Source organism: Rosenbergiella australiborealis (assembly GCF_018494035.1).
In the GTDB taxonomy this organism is placed as follows: Bacteria; Pseudomonadota; Gammaproteobacteria; order Enterobacterales; family Enterobacteriaceae; genus Rosenbergiella; species Rosenbergiella australiborealis.
The window spans coordinates 267525-293000 of the sequence record NZ_JABBFO010000002.1; the positions used below are offsets into that span (position 1 = coordinate 267525).

General features: G+C 44.6%; 26 protein-coding genes. 14 read left to right on the plus strand and 12 right to left on the minus strand.

Going from position 1 to position 25476, the window contains the following annotated elements:
* The first annotated feature begins 60 nt into the window (after positions 1-60).
* From hxpB to HGT73_RS03890, 3 genes are all read left to right on the plus strand, one after another.
* Positions 61-735 (plus strand): hexitol phosphatase HxpB, encoded by a 675-nt coding sequence (gene hxpB, locus HGT73_RS03880; protein ID WP_214212505.1) that lies wholly within the window; start codon positions 61-63, stop codon positions 733-735.
* Positions 736-824: 89 nt separating this feature from the next.
* Positions 825-1412: a metal-dependent hydrolase gene (locus HGT73_RS03885; protein WP_214212344.1), complete on the plus strand. Its 588-nt coding sequence runs from the start codon at positions 825-827 to the stop codon at positions 1410-1412.
* A 120-nt stretch (positions 1413-1532) separates the two neighbouring features.
* Positions 1533-2927, plus strand: a complete 1395-nt coding sequence (locus tag HGT73_RS03890) for an L-cystine transporter (protein WP_214212345.1) — start codon at positions 1533-1535, stop codon at positions 2925-2927.
* 33 nt (positions 2928-2960) lie between these two features.
* Here HGT73_RS03890 and osmE read toward each other — a convergent pair whose 3' ends face one another.
* Positions 2961-3302, minus strand: a complete 342-nt coding sequence (osmE, locus tag HGT73_RS03895; protein ID WP_214212346.1) for an osmotically-inducible lipoprotein OsmE — start codon at positions 3300-3302, stop codon at positions 2961-2963.
* Positions 3303-3489: 187 nt separating this feature from the next.
* On the opposite strand from osmE, the gene HGT73_RS03900 reads away from it, so the two are divergent.
* Both HGT73_RS03900 and nadE read left to right on the plus strand, forming a co-directional pair.
* On the plus strand, positions 3490-4692 hold the full coding sequence (locus HGT73_RS03900) for a multidrug effflux MFS transporter (protein ID WP_214212347.1): 1203 nt from the start codon (positions 3490-3492) through the stop codon (positions 4690-4692).
* An 81-nt stretch (positions 4693-4773) separates the two neighbouring features.
* Complete coding sequence (gene nadE, locus HGT73_RS03905; protein ID WP_214212348.1) at positions 4774-5601, plus strand: ammonia-dependent NAD(+) synthetase; 828 nt, start codon at positions 4774-4776, stop codon at positions 5599-5601.
* A 42-nt stretch (positions 5602-5643) separates the two neighbouring features.
* Here the strand turns inward: nadE and HGT73_RS03910 are convergent, their stop codons facing one another.
* The 3 genes from HGT73_RS03910 to HGT73_RS03920 form a co-directional block, all read right to left on the minus strand.
* Entirely contained in the window at positions 5644-6117 is a 474-nt protein-coding gene (locus tag HGT73_RS03910; protein WP_214212349.1) for a Spy/CpxP family protein refolding chaperone, read from the minus strand.
* 174 nt (positions 6118-6291) lie between these two features.
* A complete protein-coding gene (locus HGT73_RS03915; protein WP_214212350.1) occupies positions 6292-7719 on the minus strand; it encodes a YchO/YchP family invasin in 1428 nt (475 codons plus the stop codon).
* A 95-nt stretch (positions 7720-7814) separates the two neighbouring features.
* Positions 7815-8480, minus strand: a complete 666-nt coding sequence (locus HGT73_RS03920; RefSeq protein WP_214212351.1) for a gamma-glutamylcyclotransferase — start codon at positions 8478-8480, stop codon at positions 7815-7817.
* A gap of 426 nt (positions 8481-8906) precedes the next feature.
* Here HGT73_RS03920 and chaA point away from each other — a divergent pair, with 426 nt between their 5' ends.
* Positions 8907-9998 (plus strand): sodium-potassium/proton antiporter ChaA, encoded by a 1092-nt coding sequence (gene chaA / locus HGT73_RS03925; RefSeq protein ID WP_214212352.1) that lies wholly within the window; start codon positions 8907-8909, stop codon positions 9996-9998.
* A 246-nt stretch (positions 9999-10244) separates the two neighbouring features.
* On the opposite strand, the gene kdsA is transcribed toward chaA, so the two are convergent.
* From kdsA to hemA, 5 genes are read right to left on the minus strand one after another with little or no spacing between them, the layout of a single operon-like run.
* On the minus strand, positions 10245-11099 hold the full coding sequence (gene kdsA / locus HGT73_RS03930; protein ID WP_214212353.1) for a 3-deoxy-8-phosphooctulonate synthase: 855 nt from the start codon (positions 11097-11099) through the stop codon (positions 10245-10247).
* Positions 11100-11134: 35 nt separating this feature from the next.
* Complete coding sequence (sirB1, locus tag HGT73_RS03935; protein ID WP_214212354.1) at positions 11135-11944, minus strand: invasion regulator SirB1; 810 nt, start codon at positions 11942-11944, stop codon at positions 11135-11137.
* Between the two features lie 53 nt (positions 11945-11997).
* Entirely contained in the window at positions 11998-12846 is an 849-nt protein-coding gene (gene prmC / locus HGT73_RS03940; protein WP_214212355.1) for a peptide chain release factor N(5)-glutamine methyltransferase, read from the minus strand.
* Positions 12846-13928 (minus strand): peptide chain release factor 1, encoded by a 1083-nt coding sequence (gene prfA / locus HGT73_RS03945; protein ID WP_214212356.1) that lies wholly within the window; start codon positions 13926-13928, stop codon positions 12846-12848. Before prfA ends, prmC begins: the two co-directional genes overlap by 1 nt.
* A gap of 44 nt (positions 13929-13972) precedes the next feature.
* The gene (hemA, locus tag HGT73_RS03950) at positions 13973-15229 is read right to left on the minus strand and encodes a glutamyl-tRNA reductase (RefSeq protein ID WP_214212357.1); all 1257 of its coding nucleotides are present in this window, start codon (positions 15227-15229) and stop codon (positions 13973-13975) included.
* A 193-nt stretch (positions 15230-15422) separates the two neighbouring features.
* Between hemA and lolB the strand changes: the two genes are divergently transcribed.
* The 3 genes from lolB (at position 15423) to prs (ending at position 17967) form a co-directional block, all read left to right on the plus strand.
* On the plus strand, positions 15423-16052 hold the full coding sequence (gene lolB, locus HGT73_RS03955; protein WP_214212358.1) for a lipoprotein insertase outer membrane protein LolB: 630 nt from the start codon (positions 15423-15425) through the stop codon (positions 16050-16052).
* On the plus strand, positions 16049-16903 hold the full coding sequence (ispE, locus tag HGT73_RS03960; protein ID WP_214212359.1) for a 4-(cytidine 5'-diphospho)-2-C-methyl-D-erythritol kinase: 855 nt from the start codon (positions 16049-16051) through the stop codon (positions 16901-16903). Before lolB ends, ispE begins: the two co-directional genes overlap by 4 nt.
* 116 nt (positions 16904-17019) lie before the next feature.
* Positions 17020-17967 (plus strand): ribose-phosphate diphosphokinase, encoded by a 948-nt coding sequence (gene prs / locus HGT73_RS03965; RefSeq protein ID WP_214212360.1) that lies wholly within the window; start codon positions 17020-17022, stop codon positions 17965-17967.
* Positions 17968-18014: 47 nt separating this feature from the next.
* Here the strand turns inward: prs and HGT73_RS03970 are convergent, their stop codons facing one another.
* Entirely contained in the window at positions 18015-18281 is a 267-nt protein-coding gene (locus HGT73_RS03970; protein ID WP_214212361.1) for a DUF2583 family protein, read from the minus strand.
* A gap of 197 nt (positions 18282-18478) precedes the next feature.
* Between HGT73_RS03970 and pth the strand changes: the two genes are divergently transcribed.
* The 4 genes from pth (at position 18479) to HGT73_RS03990 (ending at position 22205) form a co-directional block, all read left to right on the plus strand.
* Positions 18479-19066 (plus strand): aminoacyl-tRNA hydrolase, encoded by a 588-nt coding sequence (gene pth / locus HGT73_RS03975; protein WP_214212362.1) that lies wholly within the window; start codon positions 18479-18481, stop codon positions 19064-19066.
* A gap of 101 nt (positions 19067-19167) precedes the next feature.
* Complete coding sequence (gene ychF / locus HGT73_RS03980) at positions 19168-20259, plus strand: redox-regulated ATPase YchF (protein WP_214212363.1); 1092 nt, start codon at positions 19168-19170, stop codon at positions 20257-20259.
* Between the two features lie 221 nt (positions 20260-20480).
* The gene (locus HGT73_RS03985; protein WP_214212364.1) at positions 20481-20966 is read left to right on the plus strand and encodes a cold-shock protein; all 486 of its coding nucleotides are present in this window, start codon (positions 20481-20483) and stop codon (positions 20964-20966) included.
* Between the two features lie 222 nt (positions 20967-21188).
* The gene (locus HGT73_RS03990; protein ID WP_214212365.1) at positions 21189-22205 is read left to right on the plus strand and encodes a LacI family DNA-binding transcriptional regulator; all 1017 of its coding nucleotides are present in this window, start codon (positions 21189-21191) and stop codon (positions 22203-22205) included.
* On the opposite strand, the gene HGT73_RS03995 is transcribed toward HGT73_RS03990, so the two are convergent.
* Positions 22172-23614: a glycoside hydrolase family 32 protein gene (locus HGT73_RS03995; RefSeq protein ID WP_214212366.1), complete on the minus strand. Its 1443-nt coding sequence runs from the start codon at positions 23612-23614 to the stop codon at positions 22172-22174. The two genes, HGT73_RS03990 and HGT73_RS03995, sit on opposite strands and share 34 nt — an antisense overlap.
* 209 nt (positions 23615-23823) lie before the next feature.
* Between HGT73_RS03995 and HGT73_RS04000 the strand changes: the two genes are divergently transcribed.
* Complete coding sequence (locus HGT73_RS04000; protein WP_214212367.1) at positions 23824-25059, plus strand: oligosaccharide MFS transporter; 1236 nt, start codon at positions 23824-23826, stop codon at positions 25057-25059.
* Between the two features lie 44 nt (positions 25060-25103).
* On the opposite strand, the gene HGT73_RS04005 is transcribed toward HGT73_RS04000, so the two are convergent.
* Positions 25104-25445 carry a zinc ribbon domain-containing protein YjdM gene (locus tag HGT73_RS04005; protein ID WP_214212368.1) on the minus strand — a complete coding sequence of 114 codons (342 nt, stop codon included), beginning with the start codon at positions 25443-25445 and terminating at the stop codon, positions 25104-25106.
* Positions 25446-25476: the final 31 nt, after the last annotated feature.

Sequence of the window (25476 nt, forward strand, 5' to 3'; positions counted from 1 at the left end):
ACAAATCGACCTCAGTAGAAACAATAGGCTTTACGATATTATGACTTAGCAGGAGAAATGATGCCCACAACTCATCCTATTAAAGCCGTTATTTTTGATATGGACGGTATTTTAATCAATTCTGAACCTTACTGGAAAATCGCTGAACAAAAGGTATTTTCCGATCACGGTATCGATCCGTCTATTCAACAAAAACTTCCTGATACGACGGGGCTACGCATCGACCAAGTTGTTAAACTCTGGCTACACGTTGCCGAAAACCGTACGGCCAACGCTGCGCTCATTACACAACAAATTATTGAATTTGTGATCGAGAAAGTAAAAGCTGAACGCCCTCTTTTACCTGGAGTGCACCATGCATTGCAATTATGTCAGCAATCGGGCGTTAAGATTGGTTTAGCCTCCGCATCGCCAATCTCAATGATCACTACTGTGGTAACTCTTTTTGAGTTACATCCGTACTTTATCACGCTCTCTTCCGCTGAATCGCTACCTTATAGCAAGCCTCACCCTCAGGTGTATTTAAATGCAGCTAAAGCACTGGGTGTCGATCCCTTACAGTGCCTGGCAATTGAAGATTCTGTGAATGGTATGATTGCCGCAAAAGCCGCTCGGATGAAGGTAATTACCGTTCCTGCTGAGGAACAAGCACATTGGCCAATCTGGTGTGTTGCCGATCGTAAACTCTCCTCGCTCAATGCATTAACGCTGGAAATGCTGCAAGGCAAAAAATAAGTCGATAACTCTTGTTACAACGTCACTATTCACAAATACTGTATACTTATCTATACTGGACGTATTTCCAGATTTAAGTGTATTAATCCATGACCGCCGAAGGCCACTTACTGTTTGCGCTTGCCACTGCTGTTGCGGCTAAGCGCTACGATTTAACCCCTATTCTCAGTGCTGCCGATTGGTGGCACCTTATACCTGCCTGCTTACTCACTAGCTTACTGCCTGATATTGACCATCCAAAGTCATTACTCGGTCGGCGATTGCGCTTTATTTCTGTGCCTATTTCGCGAATATTCGGTCACCGAGGATTTACACATAGTTTAATCGCCGTGTTTTTTGGTGTGTTGTTATTGGTTAATAAACTCCCTAGCGACTTATTCATACCAAAAGACGTCATTCAAGGTATGGTGTTAGGCTATTTAAGTCATATTTTAGCTGACATGCTCACCCCTGCCGGGGTTCCTCTGCTTTGGCCTTGTCGTTGGCGTTTTCGTCTACCTATTCTTCCTTCATCAAAATATCCGCAACCTGAGCGCTACTTCTGCATAGTGCTGTTAACCTTTGCCGTACTTATACCCGAGAGTATGACTCGGCAGTGGGTAGCCGTTGGTACGCAGCAAATGAACCAAACTTGGCAACAATGGGCTCCGCTTTTCTCACGTCTTACTCACCAGTGAAAAAAATGGTTATAGACTAGAACTTCTCGTTATAAGAAAACATTCAGCCCTTCATGTTACAGTCTGCCCCTTTTGTAAAATGTGCCACGGGTATATTTGGCACTCTATGTAGAGGTGTTCATGGATTGGTCATTGATCATAAACATTGGTGTTTTTGTTTTGCTGTTATTCTTGTTATCGACCATCGGTAACGAAAAATGGAGCTTATCAAAACGCGTATTGTTTGGTTTACTGGTAGGGGTACTTTTCGGGGTTGGCTTACAGGCTGTTTATGGTGTGGGCAATCCCGTGCTTACTACGTCAATATCTTGGTTTAATATAGTGGGCAATGGTTATGTACAACTGTTGCAGATGGTTGTCATGCCCTTGGTGTTTGCATCGATACTTAGTGCCGTTGCTCGACTTCATAATGCCAGTTCTTTAGGTAAGATCAGTTTTCTTACGATTGGCGTGCTGCTTTTCACAACAGCTATTGCTGCGTTAGTTGCTGTTTTGGTGACCGGTCTGTTTAAGCTCAATGCACAAGGGCTAGTACAAGGTGCTAACGAGACGGCTCGGTTAAATACCATCCAGAGCCATTATGTTGGTCAAGTCGCCGATCTTAGCGTACCTCAACTGATCCTCTCTTTTATTCCTAAAAATCCATTTGCTGATTTAACTGGAGCTAATCCAACGTCAATCATTAGTGTCGTAATTTTCGCTGTATTTCTTGGCGCGGCAGCCATTCAATTGGTGAAAGAGAATCCTGAAAAAGGTCAGCGGATCTTAGTGGCGATCGATACCCTACAAATTTGGGTGATGAAGTTAGTTCGTCTTATCATGCGTCTTACGCCGTATGGCGTCATGGCATTAATGACCAAAGTCGTTGCCACTTCTAATTATCACGATATTGTGAAATTAGGAACATTTGTGGTCGCTTCCTATTTAGGCCTCCTGATCATGTTTGGGGTGCATGCCTTATTGCTGGCCGTCAATGGTATCAATCCTTTACGTTACTTCCGTAAGGTTTGGCCGGTTATTAGTTTTGCCTTTACCAGTCGCTCGAGTGCTGCATCCATCCCATTAAATATTGAAGCACAACAAAAACGCTTAGGCACGCCTGAGTCGATCGCCAGCTTCTCAGCATCTTTTGGGGCAACGATAGGACAAAATGGCTGCGCTGGATTATATCCTGCGATGCTTGCCGTTATGATAGCCCCGACAATGGGGATTAATCCTTTTGAGCCAATGTGGATTGCCACCTTAGTGGGATTAGTGACACTGAGTTCCGTTGGTGTTGCCGGTGTGGGAGGCGGAGCGACATTTGCGGCATTAATTGTCCTACCCGCTTTAGGTTTACCCGTCACGCTGGTTGCACTATTAATTTCAATTGAGCCTTTAATCGATATGGGAAGAACGGCATTAAATGTGAATGGTGCAATGACTGCGGGGACATTAACTAGCCGCTGGCTAGGTCAGACGGATCAAGCGGTTATGGCCCGGGAACATTCCGAAGAGAAAACGATGAATTCATAGTTGCAGAAAGGGCCATTTAATGGCCCTTTACACTTATTGCTGTGGAGCTTGTGGGTCAGTGTCGTATTCTTGACAGCTCTGGAAGCCATAGTTCATCACACGATCACTGCCGTTATAACTAACAAAGTAAGTAACAGGTTTGTTGTCCGTTCCTTTACCAATAATATAGGTTTCACAGGTACCGCGCGCATGAACCATCGTAATGTCCGTTGAGGGGGTCCCTGCAATTTGGTGTACTTGTTGGCGGGTCATTCCCTTTTTAACATTCTTCACAACTGGCTGTGTAACGTAACTTTCTGCTTGACGATAAGTTGTACAACCACTTAATACCGCTAAGGCCAGACCACCTGCCAAAATACCCGTTAATTTTTTCATATCGTCCCTCTTAAATAGCAACTGTTGAGTTAAAATCATTCGTAAAGATTTAGTCATATTTAAGTGTAGACATAGATTTCCTGCAAAACAAATAGTTAACATAGATCTTTAGTGGCTAAGTAGCTATCCTCTGCATCTATATAGCTGCTTCAGCATTTTGTTACCGAATCATATTGATTGAGGATCCATGTCAACAACTCACACTCCACGTATGGCGCTTGCTATTGCTTTAGGATTGATGGCCGGGTTAGGCCCGCTCTGTATCGATCTTTATTTACCGGCCTTACCGCAACTTGCTAATGACTTGGCGGTACCGACGGCGAGCGCTCAACTTAGCCTGACCGCAGGACTCTTAGGGCTCGGATTTGGTCAGCTTATTTTTGGGCCATTGAGTGACAAGTACGGACGCAGTAAACCCCTGTTCATCTCCCTATGTATTCTCCTGCTTGCCTCTATCGCCTGCGCGTTCTCGCAAACGCTGGTCCAGCTTCTTATTGCACGTTTATTCCAAGGCTTAGGCGGCGCAGGTGGGGCTGTGTTATCTAGGGCTGTCGCCCGAGACCGTTTTAGCGGTCATGAGTTAACACGATTTTTTGCTATGCTACTTTTAGTCAATGGGCTGGCGCCGATTGTCGCACCTATTTTAGGTGGATTGTTAACAAGCTATATGAGTTGGCGCGGTATTTTTGTCGTATTAGCGGGCATTACGGTTATTTTACTCTTTCTTGCAAAAACTAAAATTGAAGAGAGCTTGGTGATAGAAAAGCGCAGCCAAGGCTCGTTATTAAGTGCTTGGAAGTTATTAATTGAGGTGGTCCGTCATCGTCCATTTATGGGTTTTTGTTTAACGCAGGGATTTATGATGTCTGGGATGTTTGCCTATATCGGTGCTTCCCCGTTTGTTTTACAAGAAACCTATGGTCTGTCACCACAAACATTTAGTTTATGTTTCGCACTCAACGGTTTTGGGATGATTTTAGCCTCACAAATCAGCTCACGACTTTGTCCCAAGTTTGGGGAATATTCGGTATTACGTTGCGGACTGATTATTGCCTTCATTGCGTCCAGTTGCTTACTGATAAGCGGTCTATTACATGCCAGTCTCCCCGTCTTTCTAGCGGCACTATTTTTTAGTATTGCCAGTAATGCCATTATCTCTACCACCGCTTCATCACTGGCTATGCAAAGCCAAGGTCATCGGGCAGGCAGTGCATCAGCAGTCATCGGTGTTACTATGTTTACACTCGGTTCAATCGCCATTCCTGTAACGGGGATTGGTGGTTCATCCGCATTGGCGATGGGTGCGACTATTTTTGGGTGTTTTATGCTGGCGATTATAATGTTTATATTCGTTGCCAAAAAACCTAACGCTACCCCTAACGCACACTAGTTTCATAAGTCTCCTTGCATTTTCTGCCAGGAGACTTTACCGCGTTAACTGTACTCTCATTAGCTAACAAGAGGTTTTGCCATGTCTCTACAGCAAGAAATCATTCAAGCCTTAGGCGTTAAGCCGACGATTAATCCGGAAGAAGAAGTCAGACGTAGCGTGGATTTTCTTAAGGATTACCTTAAACGTTATCCTGGCTTACGCTCATTAGTCTTAGGGATCAGTGGTGGACAGGACTCAACGCTTACAGGAAAACTATGTCAGTTAGCCATTAATGAACTTCGTCACGAATTACCCGACCGCCAGTGTCAGTTTATTGCAGTGCGTCTTCCTTATGGAACTCAGGCGGACGAGCAAGATTGCCAGGATGCGCTGGCTTTTATCCAGCCGGATAAAACATTCGTGGTTAACATCAAAGAATCGGTATTAGCCAGTGAACGCGCGTTGAAAGAGGCTGGTATTGATGTCTCTGATTTTGTGCGCGGTAATGATAAAGCACGCGAGAGAATGAAAACACAATATAGCATCGCGGGTATGACACAAGGCGTTGTCGTCGGAACAGATCATGCCGCGGAAGCAGTGACTGGCTTTTTTACCAAGTATGGTGACGGTGGAACCGACATTAACCCAATTTTTCGTTTAAATAAGCAGCAAGGAAAACAAATTCTGGCGTATTTAGGTTGTCCACAACACCTTTACCTAAAGCATCCTACCGCCGATTTGGAAGATGATCGACCGGGGCTACAAGATGAAGTCGCGTTAGGCGTGACCTATGCCGATATCGATGCGTATTTAGAAGGAAAGACTATCCCGCAAGACCGCGCAGCGATTATCGAAAACTGGTACTTAAAAACAGAGCATAAGCGTCGTACACCTATTACTGTTTTTGATGATTTTTGGCGAGAATAAAAAAAACTGCGGAGATAAACTCCGCAGTGATGAATGAAGCAGTTATTTTGATTCGCCTTCAGGTGCAGGCTGTTTGAACGTTTTCATTTTTTCATAGTTAGCTTGGTACTGTTTCTTTTGGTCAGCCGTCAATAAATTATAAATTTTGTTGTCGGTTTCCAAGCGGCTCAACATTCTTTGTTTATCTAAGGTTGCATGGTTTTCAGCCAGCGTTTGTGCCTTAGCTGAATCGAATTTTTCTGCCGTAATCAAATCAAAAGCGGCTTGGCGATCTGCTTTTGAAGGGGGAGTCATATTTTGACGCGCTTGCTCAAGAATAGTATGAATCTGTTGTTTTTGAGCATCGGTCAACACAATCCCTTTCATGAGCATCATTTCAGGTGCACCGTGTGGACGCTTTTGCATATGAGAATGTTCAGTCGGCGTTGCACTGAGTGGCGCAGTCTCTGCATAGACCAGTGATGCAGAACCCATCACTAAAGAACTTGCTAATAATAATGATGTTACTTTACGCATCTTAGTTTCCTTTACTTTTCAACAACCACGAAAATGTCGTGAACATGGGAAAAGAATAAGCTATCCAATGTCAAGCAACGCGCAGTTCAGTAAAAACCTGCAAATATTTATCTATCATATTGATCCGTATTGCAATCATTGCAATGTCTGTAACATTAATTCGTAATGATTCTGTTAATTTTGGCCACTTAGATCTGCATCACCATTATTAAAATAATCGGTTTGTGGATTAGGGGGTTCAGGTTTCAACGTAATGGTATTTGACGTGACTTGCTGTTTACCATTATCGACCTCGACGGCAAGGTGGTATTCATTTTTAGCACCTGGAGTGGTATCCCATGCAGGTAAAATAATCGTCCATCCTGTCAATTGCTGTGAATTTGCCGGAGGCGTTAGGCTTAATTCTCGTGTATCGCCTTGCCAGCTCACTCGTTTAATCGACTTATCAGGCGTCACTTGGACGACCAAAGTCGTTGAATCTCCTGAATTCAATTGCCAAGGCGGGGTAGCTAAGTAAACCGAAAATGGTTGGCGCTTACGGTAGCTCATAACAGGAAGGGTATTACGGGTTACAAGGTCATAACGACTTCCGAACAATGAACGAGCCTCAGCAACGGCATAAGGCGACAATTGTTGAGAGAGGGATTGACCAAAATGGTAATTAACATTTAAACCAAATACGTCTTGGCTTTCACCCCCTGTACCTTCTTTATGGGACAATGAAACAGTGACCAAAGGTATCGGGGTGTAGGTAACTCCTACAGACATACTTCGCGGGTTAGTATAGTTATTACCATCGTTGAACAGATCAATCCCCTGCCCTAAATATTGTTGCCATGATAAGGTAACCCCGAGTTGTTGGTAAAAAGGTAAATAACCTTGGCTCGTGATATCGTAGCCACGAGCCATACGTTGTGCTTGACTGACCGAATTTTTTTTCCAGCCCGATAACGGTGTATAGTAATTTGCCGATAACCGCAGGTAATGGCTCCATAATTCAGTGCCTAAAGAAGCTCTCTGCTGATTATTGGTAAATAACTGATCTAAAAAAGCATTATATCCAAATAACCACCGATCAGAGGAAAGACGTTGGCCGAGTCCTGCACTGCCCACCGTCCCTAAACTGCTTTGATTTAGCGAAAGTTGGCTGAAGGTCAGCCGATGGCCGTTGTCACTTAACGGTGTTAATAATGACCCCATTGATCCGGTAAATTTACCTTCCCTATCTATACTGACACTCAAGTTAGCTTGGCCATAAGGAGAAAGTAGATGTTCGCCAGTGCTGTCTACTTTTTCAGTCAGTCTGTCACGTAAATGGTTAAAAGCCCACTCACTCGCACTTCGTCCAGAACGAGTATTTTCGCCACTGTTTTGAAATGACTTCCCCAAACTGGTCGCCATATCCGTGAGTTGCTGGTCAATTACGTTATCCGACGAAGATGAAGACCCTAAGTCAGGTAGAGAGGAAGCATACGAAGATTCGGGCGTAATCGGGTCTGTTGAGTTAAGCATATTACCACTAGCTCGACTAACAAAAAGAAAGGGATAAAGTACCATAATGACCTTGGTCAACGGTACAGGGTGCCACTTTGTATCAAACACGCTGAGCCACTCCTCTTTATAGTGCGCGACGGGTAAAACCGCTCAAGTATATAAGTTAGGCTAATAATGATTAAATCGGCTCATTCTGAAGATTATTAAGTGAATGTTTTTGAGAATGTTAGGACGGAATCCATCAACAGACGCAACTTAGGTTCTTCAATTCCATACTTTTTAAGCGTTGCCATCATGTCCTGTAAATAAGTAATATTTTTGCCAAGTGGCCCTTTTGCATCAGCAATCTTCTTAGCCTTAGTTTCTATATCTTCCTGTGGCCTAAAAAGCGTGTGCTGGGTATTCGCGACAAAGACTAATCCTTGCACAGTATTGCCATTTTCTAGTAACAGACTCTGCCAGCGCGGACAGTAGCAACCGGTAATCATTTCTCTTTTCCAAAGCAGTAATAATTCTGCTTCCCAATTTTCACAACATAACTTAAAGGCTCGACCAATGGTTTGCCCGCCCTCTACTAACGCTAACATTCGGCCTGGTATTTCTGCTGTACCACGTCCTGCGATTAATGATAAGCAAAAATCTCTCGACCAACCGGTCAGAGTCGCCGTTTCGACCTGGTCATAATCCAGCAGAGGATTCCACATTAACGACCCATACCCAAACACCCATAGGGGTCCAGGCGTTGGCTTATGCAGTAAGAAATGTCTTAACGAGGCCATTCTTTGTTCTGCCGACAACAGTAGACCTTCTTCAACCGGCCCAAAGGAGGATTGACAATCAGCGCTTTTCAAAAATTCTCGGGTTAACACACTCGCTCCAATCTACTTATCAATACACTGCTATCATGGCAAAGCCATCTTCTGCTGTGAAGTCTCATTATGGGAAAAAGAGTAAATACTCAGTTCATTTAGTGACCATATCATAAATGCTCGCTTTTCGACCTAAAAATATTAATTCTGATTGCTATCGCTATTTTTTTAGACCAAATAACAAAAAAAGTCGATTATTTATCTCTATTTTCGCTTTAATTTCATAAATAAATGAATAATAAATATATTTTTATTCAAATTAATCAATGAAATAAAAAGATTAAATGCTTTTTAACCCACTTTATCAATGAGTAAAGCAAAGTAAAACAAAGTGAACTCTATCGAATATTTGCTATATTTATCCTTAACATTTAGAAATACTCTATTCGCGAGTGTTGAAAGCAGTGATCATCAAAAGGAGATCTGATGCCAAGTAACGAAAAAACGCGCCATACCGAATTTAGCCTACTGTTACCTGTAGTAGCGCTAGGTCTATTACTGGGATTTGGACAGCCTGATGGGCTGTTATTAACAACGGGTATGAATATCATCGCGTTAATTGCGATCCTCTCAAGTGCTTTTAGTGTCGTAAGACATGCCGATGTTCTTGCTCATCGTCTAGGGGAACCCTTCGGCTCATTGGTTCTTACTCTATCGGTTGTCATTTTGGAGGTAAGCTTAATATCGGCATTGATGGCAACAGGCGGCGCTGAACCAACATTAATGCGTGATACACTCTACTCTATCATTATGATAGTCATCGGTGGACTGGTCGGGTTTGCCCTGCTATTAGGCGGAGGAAAGTTTGCCACTCAGTACGTTAATTTAGCCGGTGTAAAGCAATATCTTATTGCTATTTTTCCTCTAGCAATTTTAATTTTAATTTTTCCTAATGCCCTACCAGGTGGAAACTTTTCCACAGGACAAGCACTCCTTATCTCGGCACTTTCAGCCGTGATGTATGGTGTTTTTCTATTAATTCAAACAAAAACGCATCAAAGTCTTTTTGTCTACGAGCATGAAGATGACAGTGATGATGGTGATCCTCACCACGGAAAACCTTCAGCACATAGTAGTGCTTGGCATAGTGTCTGGCTTATCATCCACCTTATTGCGGTGATCAGTGTTACCAAACTTAATGCTCCAGTTTTAGAAAACCTGCTTCATGAATTACATGCCCCACAACAATTTACTGGTTTTCTCATTGCCTTACTGATTTTATCTCCCGAAGGGCTCGGGGCAATTAAAGCGGTTTTGGCCAATCAGGTACAACGTGCGATGAACCTCTTTTTTGGGTCGGTCATTGCAACCATTTCACTTACCGTACCGACAATTACTATTATCTCGACGTTAACCGGTAATTCACTACACTTCGGCTTAGATGCACCACAAATGGTTGTTTTAGCCAGCGTACTGATATTGAGTCAAATTTCTTTCTCAACCGGTAGAACCAATGTATTGAATGGCGTCGCACATCTGGTGTTATTTGTCGGATACCTGATGACCATTATGCTTTAACCGGTTTATCCACGACTTACCCTAACGATGTAGAGTTAATACTGGTCGCGCAAAATGATCAGCACTAGAAAGTCATTAGAGTGATGCGATAGGTAAACTTTATTAACCCTTCTCTGGACAATAGATCTTAAGTACAACATCGGAAAGCGGGTGTATTAGTATCGAGAGGTTCAGGAGAAGCCACTAAAACAAAAAAGGTTCATGGTGATCATGAACCTTTTTTGAATAAAGAATAAGGATTACTAATCAGTTACTTGTATCGAGCTCAGGGAACGATTTAACTAAATCGTCAATCGCTTTCATCTGTACTAAGAATGGCTCTAATTTGTCTAAAGGTAATGCAGAAGGACCATCACAACGTGCTTGTGCAGGTTGTGGGTGTGCTTCAATAAAGAGGCCCGCAATACCTACAGCCATACCTGCACGTGCTAATTCTGCAACTTGTGCACGGCGTCCACCAGAAGCGGCGCCAAAAGGATCGCGCGTTTGCAATGCGTGGGTGACGTCAAAGATAACCGGAGAATTATTTGTCACTTTCTTCATGACATTGAATCCCAACATATCGACCACCAAGTTATCGTAACCGAAGTTGCTACCGCGGTCACACAGGATAACTTGATCATTGCCACCCTCGGCAAATTTATCCACGATATTACCCATTTGTCCGGGACTCACAAATTGTGGTTTTTTGACATTAATTACCGCACCGGTTTTTGCCATCGCTTCAACTAAGTCGGTTTGTCGAGCAAGGAAGGCTGGAAGTTGAATGACATCGACCACTTCCGATACAGGTTGTGCTTGGCTCGCTTCATGAACATCAGTGATGATTTTTACACCGAAAGTCGATTTCAGTTCTTGAAAAATTTTCATTCCCTCTTCAAGACCTGGGCCTCGGTAGGAGTGAATCGATGAGCGATTTGCCTTATCGAACGATGCTTTAAATACGTAAGGAATACCTAACTTTTCTGTCACTTTGACATAGTGTTCACAGATTTGCATGGCGAGGTCACGGGACTCCAGCACATTCATGCCACCAAAGAGTACAAAGGGCAGATCATTGGCTACACGAATATCACCGATAGACACAACTTTTTGGACCATACTTTTATCCTTTCATTTGCAGTTAACTGGGTTCTCTAATGCAGAGTGACCGATTTATATTCAATAGTGTGCATTTGTACTTTGATCATTTCACTGACTGGGTCTTCGGGACATTGTTCAACGAAATAGGCCAAATCTGTCAATGCAATATGTTCACATTCCAGTTGTGCATAAATCAGCCCACGATCACGAATTTCATAAGGATCATCCGGATCCAGCGCCACCAGCACTTTACTGATCTGTAGCGCCAACTCCATCTGGTTTTCTTCCATTAACGATACTTTAAGTGTTTCGAGTAATTTTCGGATCACTTCTTCTGAGGTCGCCGGCTCAAGGTCAATATCATCAATACTTGATGTTGGGCCAATCGTCCCTTTGACCCAGACGTCTAAGGTATGTTCGTCCAACGTATCGCCATTAAATGGGTTAATTAGCCACATTTCACCATCGACCCAATCAGCACGTAAGATTAACTGTGTCGGAAAAATAACGGGGTAAAGAGGTAATTCCAACTGCTCACTGAGATAGAGCAAAATAGCGCCCAGTGATACAGCACTACCCCGTCGGTCTCGAAGCACATTATCTAGCCATAAGGCTTCTGAAAGACGATAAACGCCACTGATACTTGCAAAGCCCCACTGCTTGAAAAACAGTTCCAGTAAACGCTCTAGTTTTATATCTGGGTTAGGTTCAGTGGCAAGATGATTTTTCGCTTCAACAAGTAATAGCGCGAGTTGTTCGCGTACCCACTGCTCTGAAAAATCATCACGGACTTGAACCATAAGGGCGATCATCGCATCCACCAACGAGCGTGGAGGGACAGACCCAGTTTCTATGGGAGCCATAGTTTTCTCCCTGAGGTATATCGATATGTATTTTTGAAATAATTCATCATTCACTACAACTTTTTCGATGCTTGAGCAAATTTGCCATAAGTCACCCGCGGATTACCACCATAATCGTATCGCGTATCAATAGCGTCAAAACCCACCGCGGCAAATATCTCTTGTACTTGGTGATGTTGTTGCCAGCCATGCTCGACGACTAACCATCCCCCAAGGACTAACCAGTTTGGGGCTTGCTGGATAATCAGTGTTATATCTGCCAACCCTTGAGCCTCTGCCACTAAGGCACTGCGTGGCTCAAAAGTAACATCCCCTTGCGTTAGATGAGGATCATCGGCATCAATATAAGGAGGATTAGTGACTATCATATCAAACTGAGAAGGAGGTATCTGATTGAACCAATGACTCACTTGAAATCGACAATTAGCCATGGCTAACCGCTCAGCATTCGTCTGTGCGAGGGTGACAGCCTGTTCAATGCGATCAACCCCCAGAAACTGAGATTCTGGCCGTTCACTCGCCATCGCTAAAGCGATCGCCCCCGTCCCCGTTCCAAGGTCTAACACCGTCACTGGCTGACAAGGTAGTAGGGATAAAGCCTGCTCAACCAATACTTCAGTATCCGGTCGAGGGATTAACGTCGCGGGTGAGACGGCGAGTGGTAGAGACCAGAATTCACGTTGTCCACATAAATAAGCTATCGGCTCACCTTGGGCACGACGCTCGACAAATTTGGCTAACATCGCCTGCTGTTCAGGCGTAAGCTCATAATCATCAAATGCCAATAACCAACTGCGTGGCTTATTGAGGACATGGCCAAGGATCACCTCAGCATCACGTTTTGCACTGTCACTGTGCCGCAGTAAAGGAAGGGTTTCACTTAGCCAGTGACGAATCTGCATTACTCTTGACCTGCCAATGCAGCAAGCTGATCTGCTTGGTGTTCTTGTACTACAGGTTCAATCAGGCTCTCGAGTTTACCCTGCATCGTCTCGTCTAAGCGATAAATCGTTAAGTTGATACGATGATCAGTGATACGTCCTTGCGGGTAGTTATAGGTACGGATACGATCTGAACGATCACCACTACCTAATAAATTACGCCGCGTTGATGCCTCTTCTTCATGACGTTTTGCCATCTCTGCAGCATGGATTCGAGCTCCTAACACTGAAAGAGCCTTAGCTTTGTTTTTATGCTGAGAACGCTCATCCTGACACTCCACCACAATTCCTGTCGGTAAGTGAGTAATACGGATAGCTGAGTCGGTGGTGTTAACGTGCTGACCCCCTGCCCCTGAGGAGCGGAAGGTATCAATTTTTAAATCAGACGGATTAATATCAGGCAACTCTGCCTCTGGAATTTCAGGCATCACCGCAACTGTGCAAGCAGAGGTATGAATACGGCCTTGCGATTCGGTCTCCGGAACACGTTGCACACGGTGTCCACCTGATTCAAATTTCATCCGACCGTAAACGCCAACACCTTCTATGCGGGCAATGATTTCTTTATAGCCACCGTGTTCACCTTCGTTGGCACTGACCACCTCGACACGCCAACGATTAGCTTCCGCATAACGACTGTACATTCTAAACAAGTCACCCGCAAAGATTGCCGCTTCATCACCGCCGGTTCCTGCTCGAACTTCCACAAAACACGAACGTTCGTCATCAGGATCTTTAGGGAGAAGTAGAACCTGTAGCGTTTGTTCAAGGGATTCACTTTGCGCTTTTGCGTCTTTAAGTTCTTCCGAAGCCATTTCACGCATTTCAGGATCCGCCAGCATTTCATTAGCGGTTTCGATGTCTTCTTGTACCTGGCACCACTGACGGAAGCACTGGGTTACATCGGTCAACTGGGCGTATTCTCGGGAAAGCGCTCGAAAACGCTCTTGGTCAGCAATCACACCTGCATCACCAAGCATCGCTTCGACTTCTTCGTGACGTTCCTGTAAGGCTTCAAGTTTGGCAACAATAGAAGATTTCATGTATGAATAATTTGTCCAATAACAAAAGGGGGTGACCGCCTTGGCTAACTAAGGCCTAGGCTATCACGTAGAATTTGTAAACGTTCAGCATCGCCTTCGCGTGCAGCTTGCTGTAGGGATTTTGTCGGTGTGTGGATTAAACGATTGGTTAACTTATGTGCCATCTCTTGCATGACTTTTTGCGGGTCCTGCCCTTGAGAAAGCGCAGAAAGAGCCCGTTGCATGAGTTCTTCACGAATATCTTCAGCTTGATGGCGATAATCACGAATCACATCTACCGCATTTTGTGCCTGTAACCAGGCCATAAACTCGCCACTTTCTTGCACAACAATGGTTTCAGCCTCCACGGCCGCTGCTTCACGCTGCGCCATATTGTGTTTAATAATCGCTTGGAGGTCGTCAACCGTATAGAGATAAGCGGAGTCGAGTTTCCCTACTTCTGGCTCGACATCTCGAGGTACAGCAATATCGACAATCAGCATTGGTTGATGGCGCCGTGATTTTAAGGCGCTTTCAATCATGCCTTTACCGATAACCGGTAATGGACTGGCCGTTGAAGAGATAATAATATCAGCCGAGGCTATTTTTTCAGGTAAGGAGGAAAAATCGACCACTTCGGCATGAACTTCTTCGGCTAAACGCTCGGCTCTTTCACGGGTACGGTTTGTGATCATCAAACGCTTAACTTGATGTTCACGTAAATGACGAGCCACTAGCTCTATCGTTTCGCCCGCCCCGACTAACATTACCGTAACCGTTTTAAGTGACTCGAAAATTTGTCGTGCCAGTGTACACGCCGCGAAAGCAACAGAGACAGCACTACTACCGATTTCAGTTTCGGTTCTGACCCGCTTAGCCACTGAAAAGGTTTTCTGGAACATGCGTTCCAATTCGCCACTAATGACATGACCTCGTTGTGATTCCGCGTAGGCTTTTTTTACCTGCCCTAAAATTTGCGGTTCACCTAGCACTAAAGAATCAAGTCCACTGGCAACACGCATGAGGTGGCTAACCGCCTCGTTATTTTGATGCCAATAAAGACTGTTAAGCACTTCCTTTTCATCGAGATGATGGAAATTGCATAACCATTTAATTAACTGCTGCTGAATATCCTGTTGTTCGTCAACGCTTAAGTAAAGTTCTGTTCGATTACAGGTTGATAGCACAACACCACTATGCACTGACGGCTGCGATAACAAGCTATCTAAAGCGGTATCTAATATATCAGGGCCAAACGCCACCCGTTCGCGAAGCGCGACAGGTGCAGTTTTGTGATTTATTCCGAGTGCTAGCAGCGTCATGATAATAAGTTATTTTTACCCTACAAACCTTACAGGCATTTTTGTGCCGCCATTCTACAAGATGCTAACTGTCATGAAAAGCCATACAAAAGATAAGTGTGTAATAAGATTCTTTTATTGCTTGTGTTATGCTGAATATAGCATTGATCGTTAAAGTCTGCCGTTGTAGACGGCCATCGCCAAGGAGAAAAGCGTGCGAGTTACTACTGCTAATCGTCTAAGCATTGTTGTTCCTACCCTAACACTTTTATTAAGTGCGTGTGTGTCACACCCTGTTTCACAAGGTCCTGCGAAAAGTCCTGATTCACCACAATGGAAACAGCATCAAGCTGCGGTCAGTACAGTTACCCATTTTGAAACTCGAGGCGCTTTTGCTTATCTCTCCGACCAACAAAAGGTATATGCACGCTTTAACTGGCAACAGCAAGCCCCAGATCGCTACCGCTTGTTGCTCACCAGCCCAATTGGAAGCACTGAATTACAGCTTGATCAGCAAGGAAGTACCGTTCAATTAGTCGATAATAAAGGCCAACGGTATATCAGCCATGATGCCCAAACAATGATCACCAAATTAACAGGAATGGCGATACCTCTCGATAACCTACGCCGGTGGATGCTAGGTTTACCGGGCAAGGCAGACCATTTTGTTTTAAATGACCATTACCAGCTACAAAGTGCCGACTATAGCCAAGACGGCGTCACTTGGCATGTGACGATTAATAGCTATAACGACACAGTTACCCCACCATTGCCCGCTAATGTGGAATTAACAACGTCAGGACAGCGTATTAAGTTACGGATGGATAGTTGGGTAACACAATGATCAAGCGCTGGCCTTCTCCCGGAAAACTTAATCTTTTTTTGTATATTACTGGGCAGCGGGAAGATGGCTACCATACCCTGCAAACCTTGTTTCAATTTATTGATTATGGTGACGCGCTGACTTTTAATGTTGATCAAAAGCACCGCATCACATTGATTGATAATATTGATAATGTCGCGTGCGAAGAAAATCTTATCTACCGCGCGGCCCAACAACTCAAAGCCAGAGCAATCGATGATCATCGTGGCGATGAAAATATCGGCGTGACGATTGGTCTTGATAAAAAACTCCCGATGGGCGGCGGATTGGGCGGTGGTTCTTCCAATGCAGCGACGACTCTTATTGCCTTAAACCAGCTATGGAAATTGAACTACAGTCGCGAGCAACTGGCTGAAATAGGGCTTAAACTCGGTGCCGACGTTCCGATTTTTATTCACGGCCATGCCGCATTAGCAGAAGGAATCGGTGAAGTTCTCACTCCTGTCACTCCTGCAGAAAAATGGTACCTGATTGCCCACCCGGGCGTCAGTATTCCGACACCGGTTATTTTCCAAGATCCAGAGCTTCCTCGCCACACACCAAGACGAAGTGTAGCGCAATTAATGCATTCATCTTGGTCTAATGATTGTGAAGGCATTGCAAGAAAACGTTTTCGTAAGGTTGATGAACTACTCAACTGGCTGCTAGAATACGCTCCGTCAAGACTGACGGGCACTGGTGCTTGCGTGTTTGCTGAATTCGACAGTGAAGCCGCTGCTCGTCAAGTCCTTAATCTCACTCCATCATGGATGACATGTTTTGTAGCTAAGGGGGCTAACGTTTCCCAATTACATCGACAGTTATCGGAGTGATTGGCGGCATGTAACAGACTTACCTGTTCCAGAGCCTGTACATGCTGTTATTCACATATACCTGTAAGCATGCCCCCCTGGGGCATTCTATGGACCCAAAGCCTGAGGTTTAACTCGTGCCTGATATGAAGCTTTTTGCTGGTAACGCCACGCCGGAACTAGCGCAACGTATTGCCAACCGTTTGTACACGACGCTAGGAAACGCTGCAGTGAGTCGTTTTAGCGACGGAGAAGTCAGTGTTCAGATTAATGAAAATGTACGGGGTGGTGATGTTTTTATCATCCAATCTACCTGTGCACCTACCAATGATAACCTAATGGAATTGGTAGTCATGATCGATGCGCTGCGTCGTGCCTCGGCGGGCCGTATCACTGCCGTGATCCCTTACTTTGGTTATGCGCGCCAAGATCGTCGTGTTCGTTCAGCCCGTGTTCCCATTACTGCAAAAGTAGTAGCGGACTTTCTGTCGAGTGTGGGAGTTGACCGCGTATTAACGGTTGATCTACACGCAGAGCAGATCCAAGGCTTCTTTGATGTCCCGGTTGATAACGTTTTCGGTAGCCCCATTTTGCTCGAAGATATGTTACAGCTAAAGATGGAAAATCCGATTGTCGTTTCTCCTGATATCGGTGGTGTTGTGCGGGCACGTGCTATTGCAAAATTACTGAATGAAACGGATATGGCTATTATCGATAAACGCCGTCCACGCGCAAATGTCTCCCAAGTTATGCATATTATCGGTGATGTTGCCGGTCGTGATTGTATTTTGGTTGATGATATGATCGACACGGGCGGTACCTTATGTAAAGCAGCTGAAGCCTTAAAAGAACGTGGTGCTAAGCGCGTTTTTGCTTATGCAACCCACCCCATCTTTTCGGGTAATGCGCTTGAAAACCTACGCAGTTCAGTAATCGATGAAGTGATTGTGTGTGACACCATTCCACTTTCTCCAGAAATTCAAGCCTTACCTAATGTCAGAACATTGACTCTCTCAGGGATGCTGGCTGAAGCAATCCGCCGTATCAGCAACGAAGAGTCTATCTCAGCGATGTTTGAACATTAATATTGCGATATAAAAAATGGGCCACAAGGCCCATTTTTTTGTCATCATCAGTGCCGACGACGACGGGGGAAACGTTGATAAAAGCGTAATAAATAATATTTTTCGTACACTGTCTCGCGTCCACTGATCTGGGCTCCCAGCAACCAGATAAATGCCCCACAAAATATCCCTAAAACTGCCACTGTTGCCCAGTTTGTAGTAAAGGGAATAGTGCCAGCATGACTTAAGAGCGCAATAAGTAGGCTAAACAGCGACATTACTAATCCGATAGCCATTAATGCGTTACCTGAGCATAAAGCATGTTGACGTTTCATAAGCCTCTCCTTAGAAATTTTTACCTTACTTGACAAAGGTTAAGAGTAACCAAGGTAATTATCTTTAATCTTGATCATAGTTTGAGAGATTTGATAGCGCAGGCACATGTTTGAAACTGCCGGGCAGGAATGTTTTTGAACTTCACTTCATCATTGCAGTACACTACCTTTTTTTGTCGCAGATAGGATAATCCCCCGTGAGTACCATTAAATTGATTGTGGGTTTAGCTAACCCCGGAACTGAGTATGCCGCCACCCGTCACAACGCGGGTGCATGGTATGTCGATTTATTGGCAGACCGTTTTCGTCAACCGTTGAAAGAAGAAGCTAAATTTTTTGGCGCAACGGCCCGTATTTCACTCGCTGGAGAAGATGTTCGCCTATTAGTTCCCACCACCTTTATGAATTTAAGCGGCAAAGCTGTAGCAGCAATGGCGAATTTCTACCGTATCCAACCACAAGAGATTTTAGTGGCTCACGATGAGATGGATTTACCACCCGGTATAGCGAAGTTTAAGCAAGGTGGAGGTCATGGTGGCCATAACGGCTTGAAAGATATCATCAGCAAGTTAGGCAATGTGGCTGACTTTCACCGATTACGCATTGGTATCGGTCATCCTGGCGATCGCAATAAAGTCACTGGTTTTGTGCTAGGAAAGCCGCCACTGAGTGAACAAAAGCTAATCGATGATGCAGTTGATGAAGCTGCCCGTTGCACCGAAGTCTGGCTAAAAGAAGATCGTTTACGTGCGATGAATCGTTTACATAGCTTTAAAGCTGGTTGAGTGCGCTGCCCTCTTTACTAAAATCCGTGTATAATACGGCAAATTTTCTGCTATTCAGTTCTGCTTAGCGAAGCACAATTAACGTAATAAGGTATTCAAGCATGGGATTCAAATGCGGTATCGTGGGCCTGCCAAATGTCGGTAAATCCACTCTTTTTAATGCACTGACGAAAGCAGGTATTGAAGCGGCGAACTTTCCGTTTTGTACCATTGAGCCAAATACCGGTGTGGTGCCAATGCCCGATGCGCGTCTTGACCAGCTCGCAGAAATTGTTAAGCCACAGCGTACTATCCCTACCACAATGGAATTTGTTGATATTGCCGGATTAGTAAAAGGCGCATCAAAAGGTGAAGGGCTGGGTAACCAATTTCTGACTAACATCCGCGAAACTGAAGCCATTGGTCATGTTGTACGTTGTTTTGAAAACGACAATATTATCCACGTTTCAGGGACAGTTAACCCTGCCGACGACATCGATGTCATTAATACCGAGCTTGCCCTGTCAGACTTGGATACTTGCGAACGCGCTATTCAACGCCTACAAAAGAAAGCGAAAGGTGGCGATAAAGATGCAAAAGCTGAATTAGCGGTACTGGAAAAATGTCTGCCGCATTTGGAAAATGCTGGCATGCTCCGTAGCCTTAATCTTGATGCCGAAGAAAAAGCCGCTATCCGTTACTTAAGTTTCCTAACACTTAAACCGACGATGTATATTGCCAACGTCAATGAAGATGGATTTGAAAATAACCCTTACTTAGATCAAGTCTATGCTATTGCAGAACAAGAAGGGTCTGTCGTCGTTCCAGTCTGTGCGGCCGTTGAGTCTGATATTTCTGAACTGGAAGATGATGAACGTGAAGAGTTTATGGCAGAGCTAGGCATCGAAGAACCGGGCTTAAACCGAGTGATCCGTGCAGGCTATCGTTTACTCAATCTGCAAACTTACTTTACAGCGGGCGTTAAAGAAGTACGTGCATGGACCATCCCTGTTGGTGCTACCGCACCCCAAGCGGCGGGCAAAATCCACACGGATTTCGAGAAAGGCTTTATCCGCGCCCAAACCATTGCTTTTGATGACTTTGTCGCGAATAAGGGCGAACAAGGTGCAAAAGAAGCGGGTAAAATGCGTGCTGAAGGGAAAGAGTATATCGTTAAAGATGGCGATATCATGAATTTCTTGTTTAACGTTTAAGGCTGTCTGTTAAAGAAAAGCTCATGCTACACAGCATGGGCTTTTTTATTTTTTCGCAGTCTGCTTTTCGCACAATCGGTTCAACCGCATAACGACAAAATAATCGCAGGTATAGTTTCTCCGCGGATTTATTAACCTGATCCACGTCTCCCCCATAGAGTCTCAAGGCAATATGCATTACACTGCGCGCAGAAAAAATGTAAGAAATAAGGTAGGACAGTATGGCTTTAAACGGCACCATCACCACATGGTTTAAAGAAAAAGGCTTTGGGTTTATCAAAGATGAAAATGGTGATAACCGTTATTTTCATGAGGTTAAAGTCGCTAATCCCGACTTAATCAAAAAAGATGCAGCGGTAACCTTTGAACCAACCACTAACAATAAAGGCCTTTCGGCCTACGCCGTTAAAGTCATCCCGGCGAGCAAATATTTATTTATCGCAGGCGAGCGCGTTAAACTGACCGCAATAAAAAACTATAAGTTATTTAGTGAAGATGTGCCGGCAAACCAATCGATCGATAAAGCGAATACCGTCTTAAGTATCGGAATGCTGATGAATACAATCCGTCCAAAAACGGATCAGCGTCCCGATGCAATGCGTACATTACGCAAAATTGCTATCACTACTTTTCAAGGTGAGACGCTGGTCTTTAGTGAAGATGAAGTGGATATAGACGAAACTGTTAGACTGCTAAAATTCAAATAATGACCATCACTGGGCTGAGGTTATTGACCTGTTCTCACACCCTGTCACTTATTGGGGATAGCTATTTATCGCCCTATCGAGCGTGACACCTCGCCCACTGTGATTTTATGGTATTCGTCAACGTGCATGTGATGCTTCTGCGTTATCTCATTGATACGCAACAACTCTTATGTTAGGCGTTCGTTTTTGCTACACTGCCCTAAGGTTTATGGAGGAGATAGCATGGCTTCACTGAAAGATGTTGCACAATTAGCAGGCGTTTCGATGATGACCGTCTCCCGTGTCATTAACCATGCACCGCGCGTCAATGCCGAAACCCGTCAACGTGTAGAAGATGCCATTCAAGCCCTCCATTATGTCCCTGACCTCTCGGCTCAAAAAATCCGGGGTCAGGCCAATAGGCCCCGGACGCTTGCCGTCCTCGCAGAAGATACCGCCACGACCCCCTTTTCCGTCGAGCTTTTATTAGCGATTGAACAAACTGCACAGCAATTTAGCTGGGATAGTTTCATCATTAATATCTTCGCTTCAGGTGATACACAGCGTGCAGCACGTGAGTTACTCGCACATCGTCCTGATGGGGTTATCTACACCACAATGGGCCTGCGCAAAATTCAGCTGCCTGAGGTACTGCAGGGATTACCGGTGGTGCTCGCAAACTGTATTTCTGACGATCCACATCTTGCCAGCTACATTCCCGATGATTATAACGCCCAATATCAAGCGACTCAGTATTTAATAGCACAAGGCTATCAACACCCACTTTGTTATTGGTTACCTGAAAATGAATTAGCGCCGACAGCGCGACGCAAGGGATTTGAACAAGCCTGGAGTGATGCGGGAAAAAATCTCCACGATGCGGTGCAATACCATATGCCCAAGGGTGATGAGGGCTATTTAAAAATTGCTGCGCTCTTAAAAGACAGTTTCGCTTCTCCACCACAACCGCATGATGTGGTGATTTGTGGTAACGATCGCAGCGCTTTTGTTGCCTATCAGCAGCTTCTCACTTTAGGATTAAAAATCCCGGATGATATTGCAGTGATCGGTTTTGATAATTTAGTTGGCGTTGGCCATCTTTTTTTACCGGGTTTAACGACGTTACAACTCCCCCATAGAGAGATTGGTCGGCAAGCCGCGTTGCATATTATACAACAGCGGCACAACCCAGGCGTTCATCACCTACATTGCCCGCTGTTACACCGTCACTCTGTCGCTGATCGTAATGGCCACCAGTGAAGTGCATCAATAACCGTAGGAAGATTTAGGCTATACAACGCTATTGCACAATCAACCTCATCAGGATAAATACGGCTACTTAATACGGTTTCCCCATCATTAATAAAAAGTTCGATGGAGGAGCTATCAATGTATATGTGCCACTGCAGGGAGTGTGCATCGTCGAGACTCACACGGCGCTCATCTTGTATCCCCAGTGCTGGGTAGTCTCGACGTAAGGATAGTGTTCGATCCGCAACATGGTAGCTCATCTTTACTCCACTACCGATTTTAATTCCCACTTCTGATGACGATATATTCGTTAAATCCCCCCAAGCAATAATAATTTCAAACGGGTCAACCCAATTAGCTAGCGGATAATCCTGGTAAATCGTTGGGGCAATGATCGTCTTTTGTGTCCCGCGTAGCGCTTGCAGTTCACGTACGGGTCGCTGCCGTAATCGACCATTCTCCTCAGTAAGTTCACGTGGCAACGTAAAACTGCCACACCATCCCTCCTGCTTCGTCGGCATTTTCGATTCCCACATATCCATCCATGCCATAACAATTCGCCGGCCATCTGCTGCAAGAAAACTTTGTGGGGCATAGAAATCATGCCCACGATCCAGCTCTTGAAACCCTTGTTGACGGATAAAGGCCTCACCGGGCGACCACTGTCCTGCAAATACTCCACTTTGGAATAAATTATTAAATCGGTCACCTTGAGCAACCATACCTTGCGGTGAACACATAAGGTAGCGATGGTCACCTAGCTTAAAAAAATCTGGACATTCCCACATATAGCCTTCTCCCGATGCGGCTTGTGCGAGAATACGATCAAAAACCCATGACGTGAGTGACTCGCCTTTATAGAGCAATACTTGGCCTTGCTGCTGCGCATTCCTTGCACCAACGACCATCCACCAGCTTCCGGCTTCAAACCACACTTTCGGATCGCGAAAATGCATCACTCCTGCAGGGGGCATCAGTATCACCCCTTGTTTTTCAAAAGTTAGACCATCTTGGCTCAGTGCCAAACATTGTACTTCGCAAATTTGGCTATCATCCCCCACTTCCCCCAACCAACGATGCCCAGTGTAAATAAGGGCAAGTTGTTCCCCGACGACCACTGCACTACCTGAAAAACAGCCATCGCTATCCGCCTCGCAATCAGGTGCTAGAGCAATAGGTTGATGTTGCCAATGCACCATATCGTCACTGGTGGCATGCCCCCAATGCATCGGTCCCCAATCGGTACTAAACGGATGATGTTGATAAAAGGCGTGGTAACGCTGGTTGAAGTAAATAAGGCCATTGGGATCATTCATCCACCCCGCAGGAGGAGCAAGATGAAAGTGTGGATAATAGTGATTACCTCGCTTTTCTTGTAATCGAGTCAGTGCCTGTTGCCCTTGCTTAAGACTATTCATGGTACTTCTCCCCTGTACATTTTCTATATTGTTAACGTTAACCATCGATTTCGCAAAGTGTCGACCGACTTAATATGTGAATAAAATCACAAATGTTAACGTTAACCTAGGATAAGTGTGATGGAGATTGCAGCTTTTCGATGGGAGGGATTTGCAAATTGGTGAAAGCGCGTATCACTAATCATTGTCGCAGAACAAGGGAGACTATCATGACGTTTTCAATTCCATTCACGGACCGCCACTATCGAATTAGCTCAGGCTATTTGGCCTTATTTTTTATCTGTTGGTCACTGTGGTGGTCGTTGTATGCCATCTGGCTAAAACAGCGGATTGGACTAACCGGTGCGGAGCTGGGAATTCTTTACGCTATTAATCAAACAGCCAGCATCATATTTATGCTTGCCTACGGAGTGATTCAAGACAAATTAGGATTGAGAAAAATATTAATGTGGGTGGTCAGTGCTGTGCTCATCTTGACCGGCCCGTTTATGACGTTTATTTACCAGCCCTTATTACTAAATAGCTTTTATTTAGGCGCTATTATAGGCTCACTCTTTTTGGGTATTGGTTACTTAGCCGGTTTCGGGTTAGTAGAAACTTTTTGCGAAAAAATAAGCCGTCATTTTCATTTTGAATATGGTGCGGCGAGAGCATGGGGATCGTTAGGCTACGCCCTTGGCGCCTTTATTGCGGGTATGTTATTTCGCATTGATCCTAATCTCAATTTCTGGCTTATATCGCTGTTTGGTGTGGCCTTCGCCTTTCTTAATACGCGCTTTACTCCCCCTGAATATACCGAATCTCAACAAAATATAATTAGGCGACAAGACTTTATTGCGGTATTTAACGATAAGCACTTTTGGATTTTTGTCATCTTTGTGATTGGTACATGGTCTTTTTATAATATTTTCGACCAACAACTCTTTCCTATTTTTTATACACAACTTTTTAGCTCATCAGCGCTAGGCGCCGAGATTTATAGCTATCTCAATGCATCACAAGTGATCCTTGAGGCTTTTTTTATGGCTCTTATTCCTTCACTGGTGAACCGTATCGGCGCAAAAAATGCCTTATTATTAGGTGTGATGATTATGGCGATTCGTATATTTTCCTGCGCGCTGAGTGTTAATCCCTACCTGATTTCAGCAGTCAAACTTTTGCATGCACTGGAAGTTCCTTTATGTGTAATTGCGGTATTCAAATATAGCACCCTATATTTCGATAAACGCCTCTCCTCCACTATTTTTCTGATTGGGTTTCAAGTGGCCAGTTCGATCGGAGTGGTACTGATATCCTATCCTCTCGGCGCATTGCATGACCATTATGGTTATCAACATCTTTTCTGGATAATTACAGCGATCGTTATGACCATGCTGGTGTTTGGCATGGCCTTGTTAGGGCGGCGTCAATTACAGCCTGGTCACAATAAGCACTCTTCACGCTGAAAAGACCACGAAATACCTGAATGTGGTATTTCGTGGTAAGCACATTAACCGTTCTTTTTTACAAATTCTGATTTCAGCTTCATCGGTCCAAAGCCATCAATTTTACAATCGATGTTATGGTCACCTTCAACCAACCGGATGGCTTTCACTTTTGTCCCAATTTTCAGCGGCGTTGAACTACCTTTGACTTTGAGATCTTTGATAATGGTGACAGCATCTCCGTCGCTCAAGAGATTACCGTTGGCATCACGGACGATTAACTGTTCGTCCCCCCCCTGTACAGCAGACAGCGACCATTCATGGCCGCATTCAGGACAATTAAGCGTCCCTTCGTTTTCCCAAGTAAAGGTAGAGTGACACTGGGGACAAGGAGGAAGTGTTGACATTAAGAACCTCATAATTAATAAAAAAACAAAA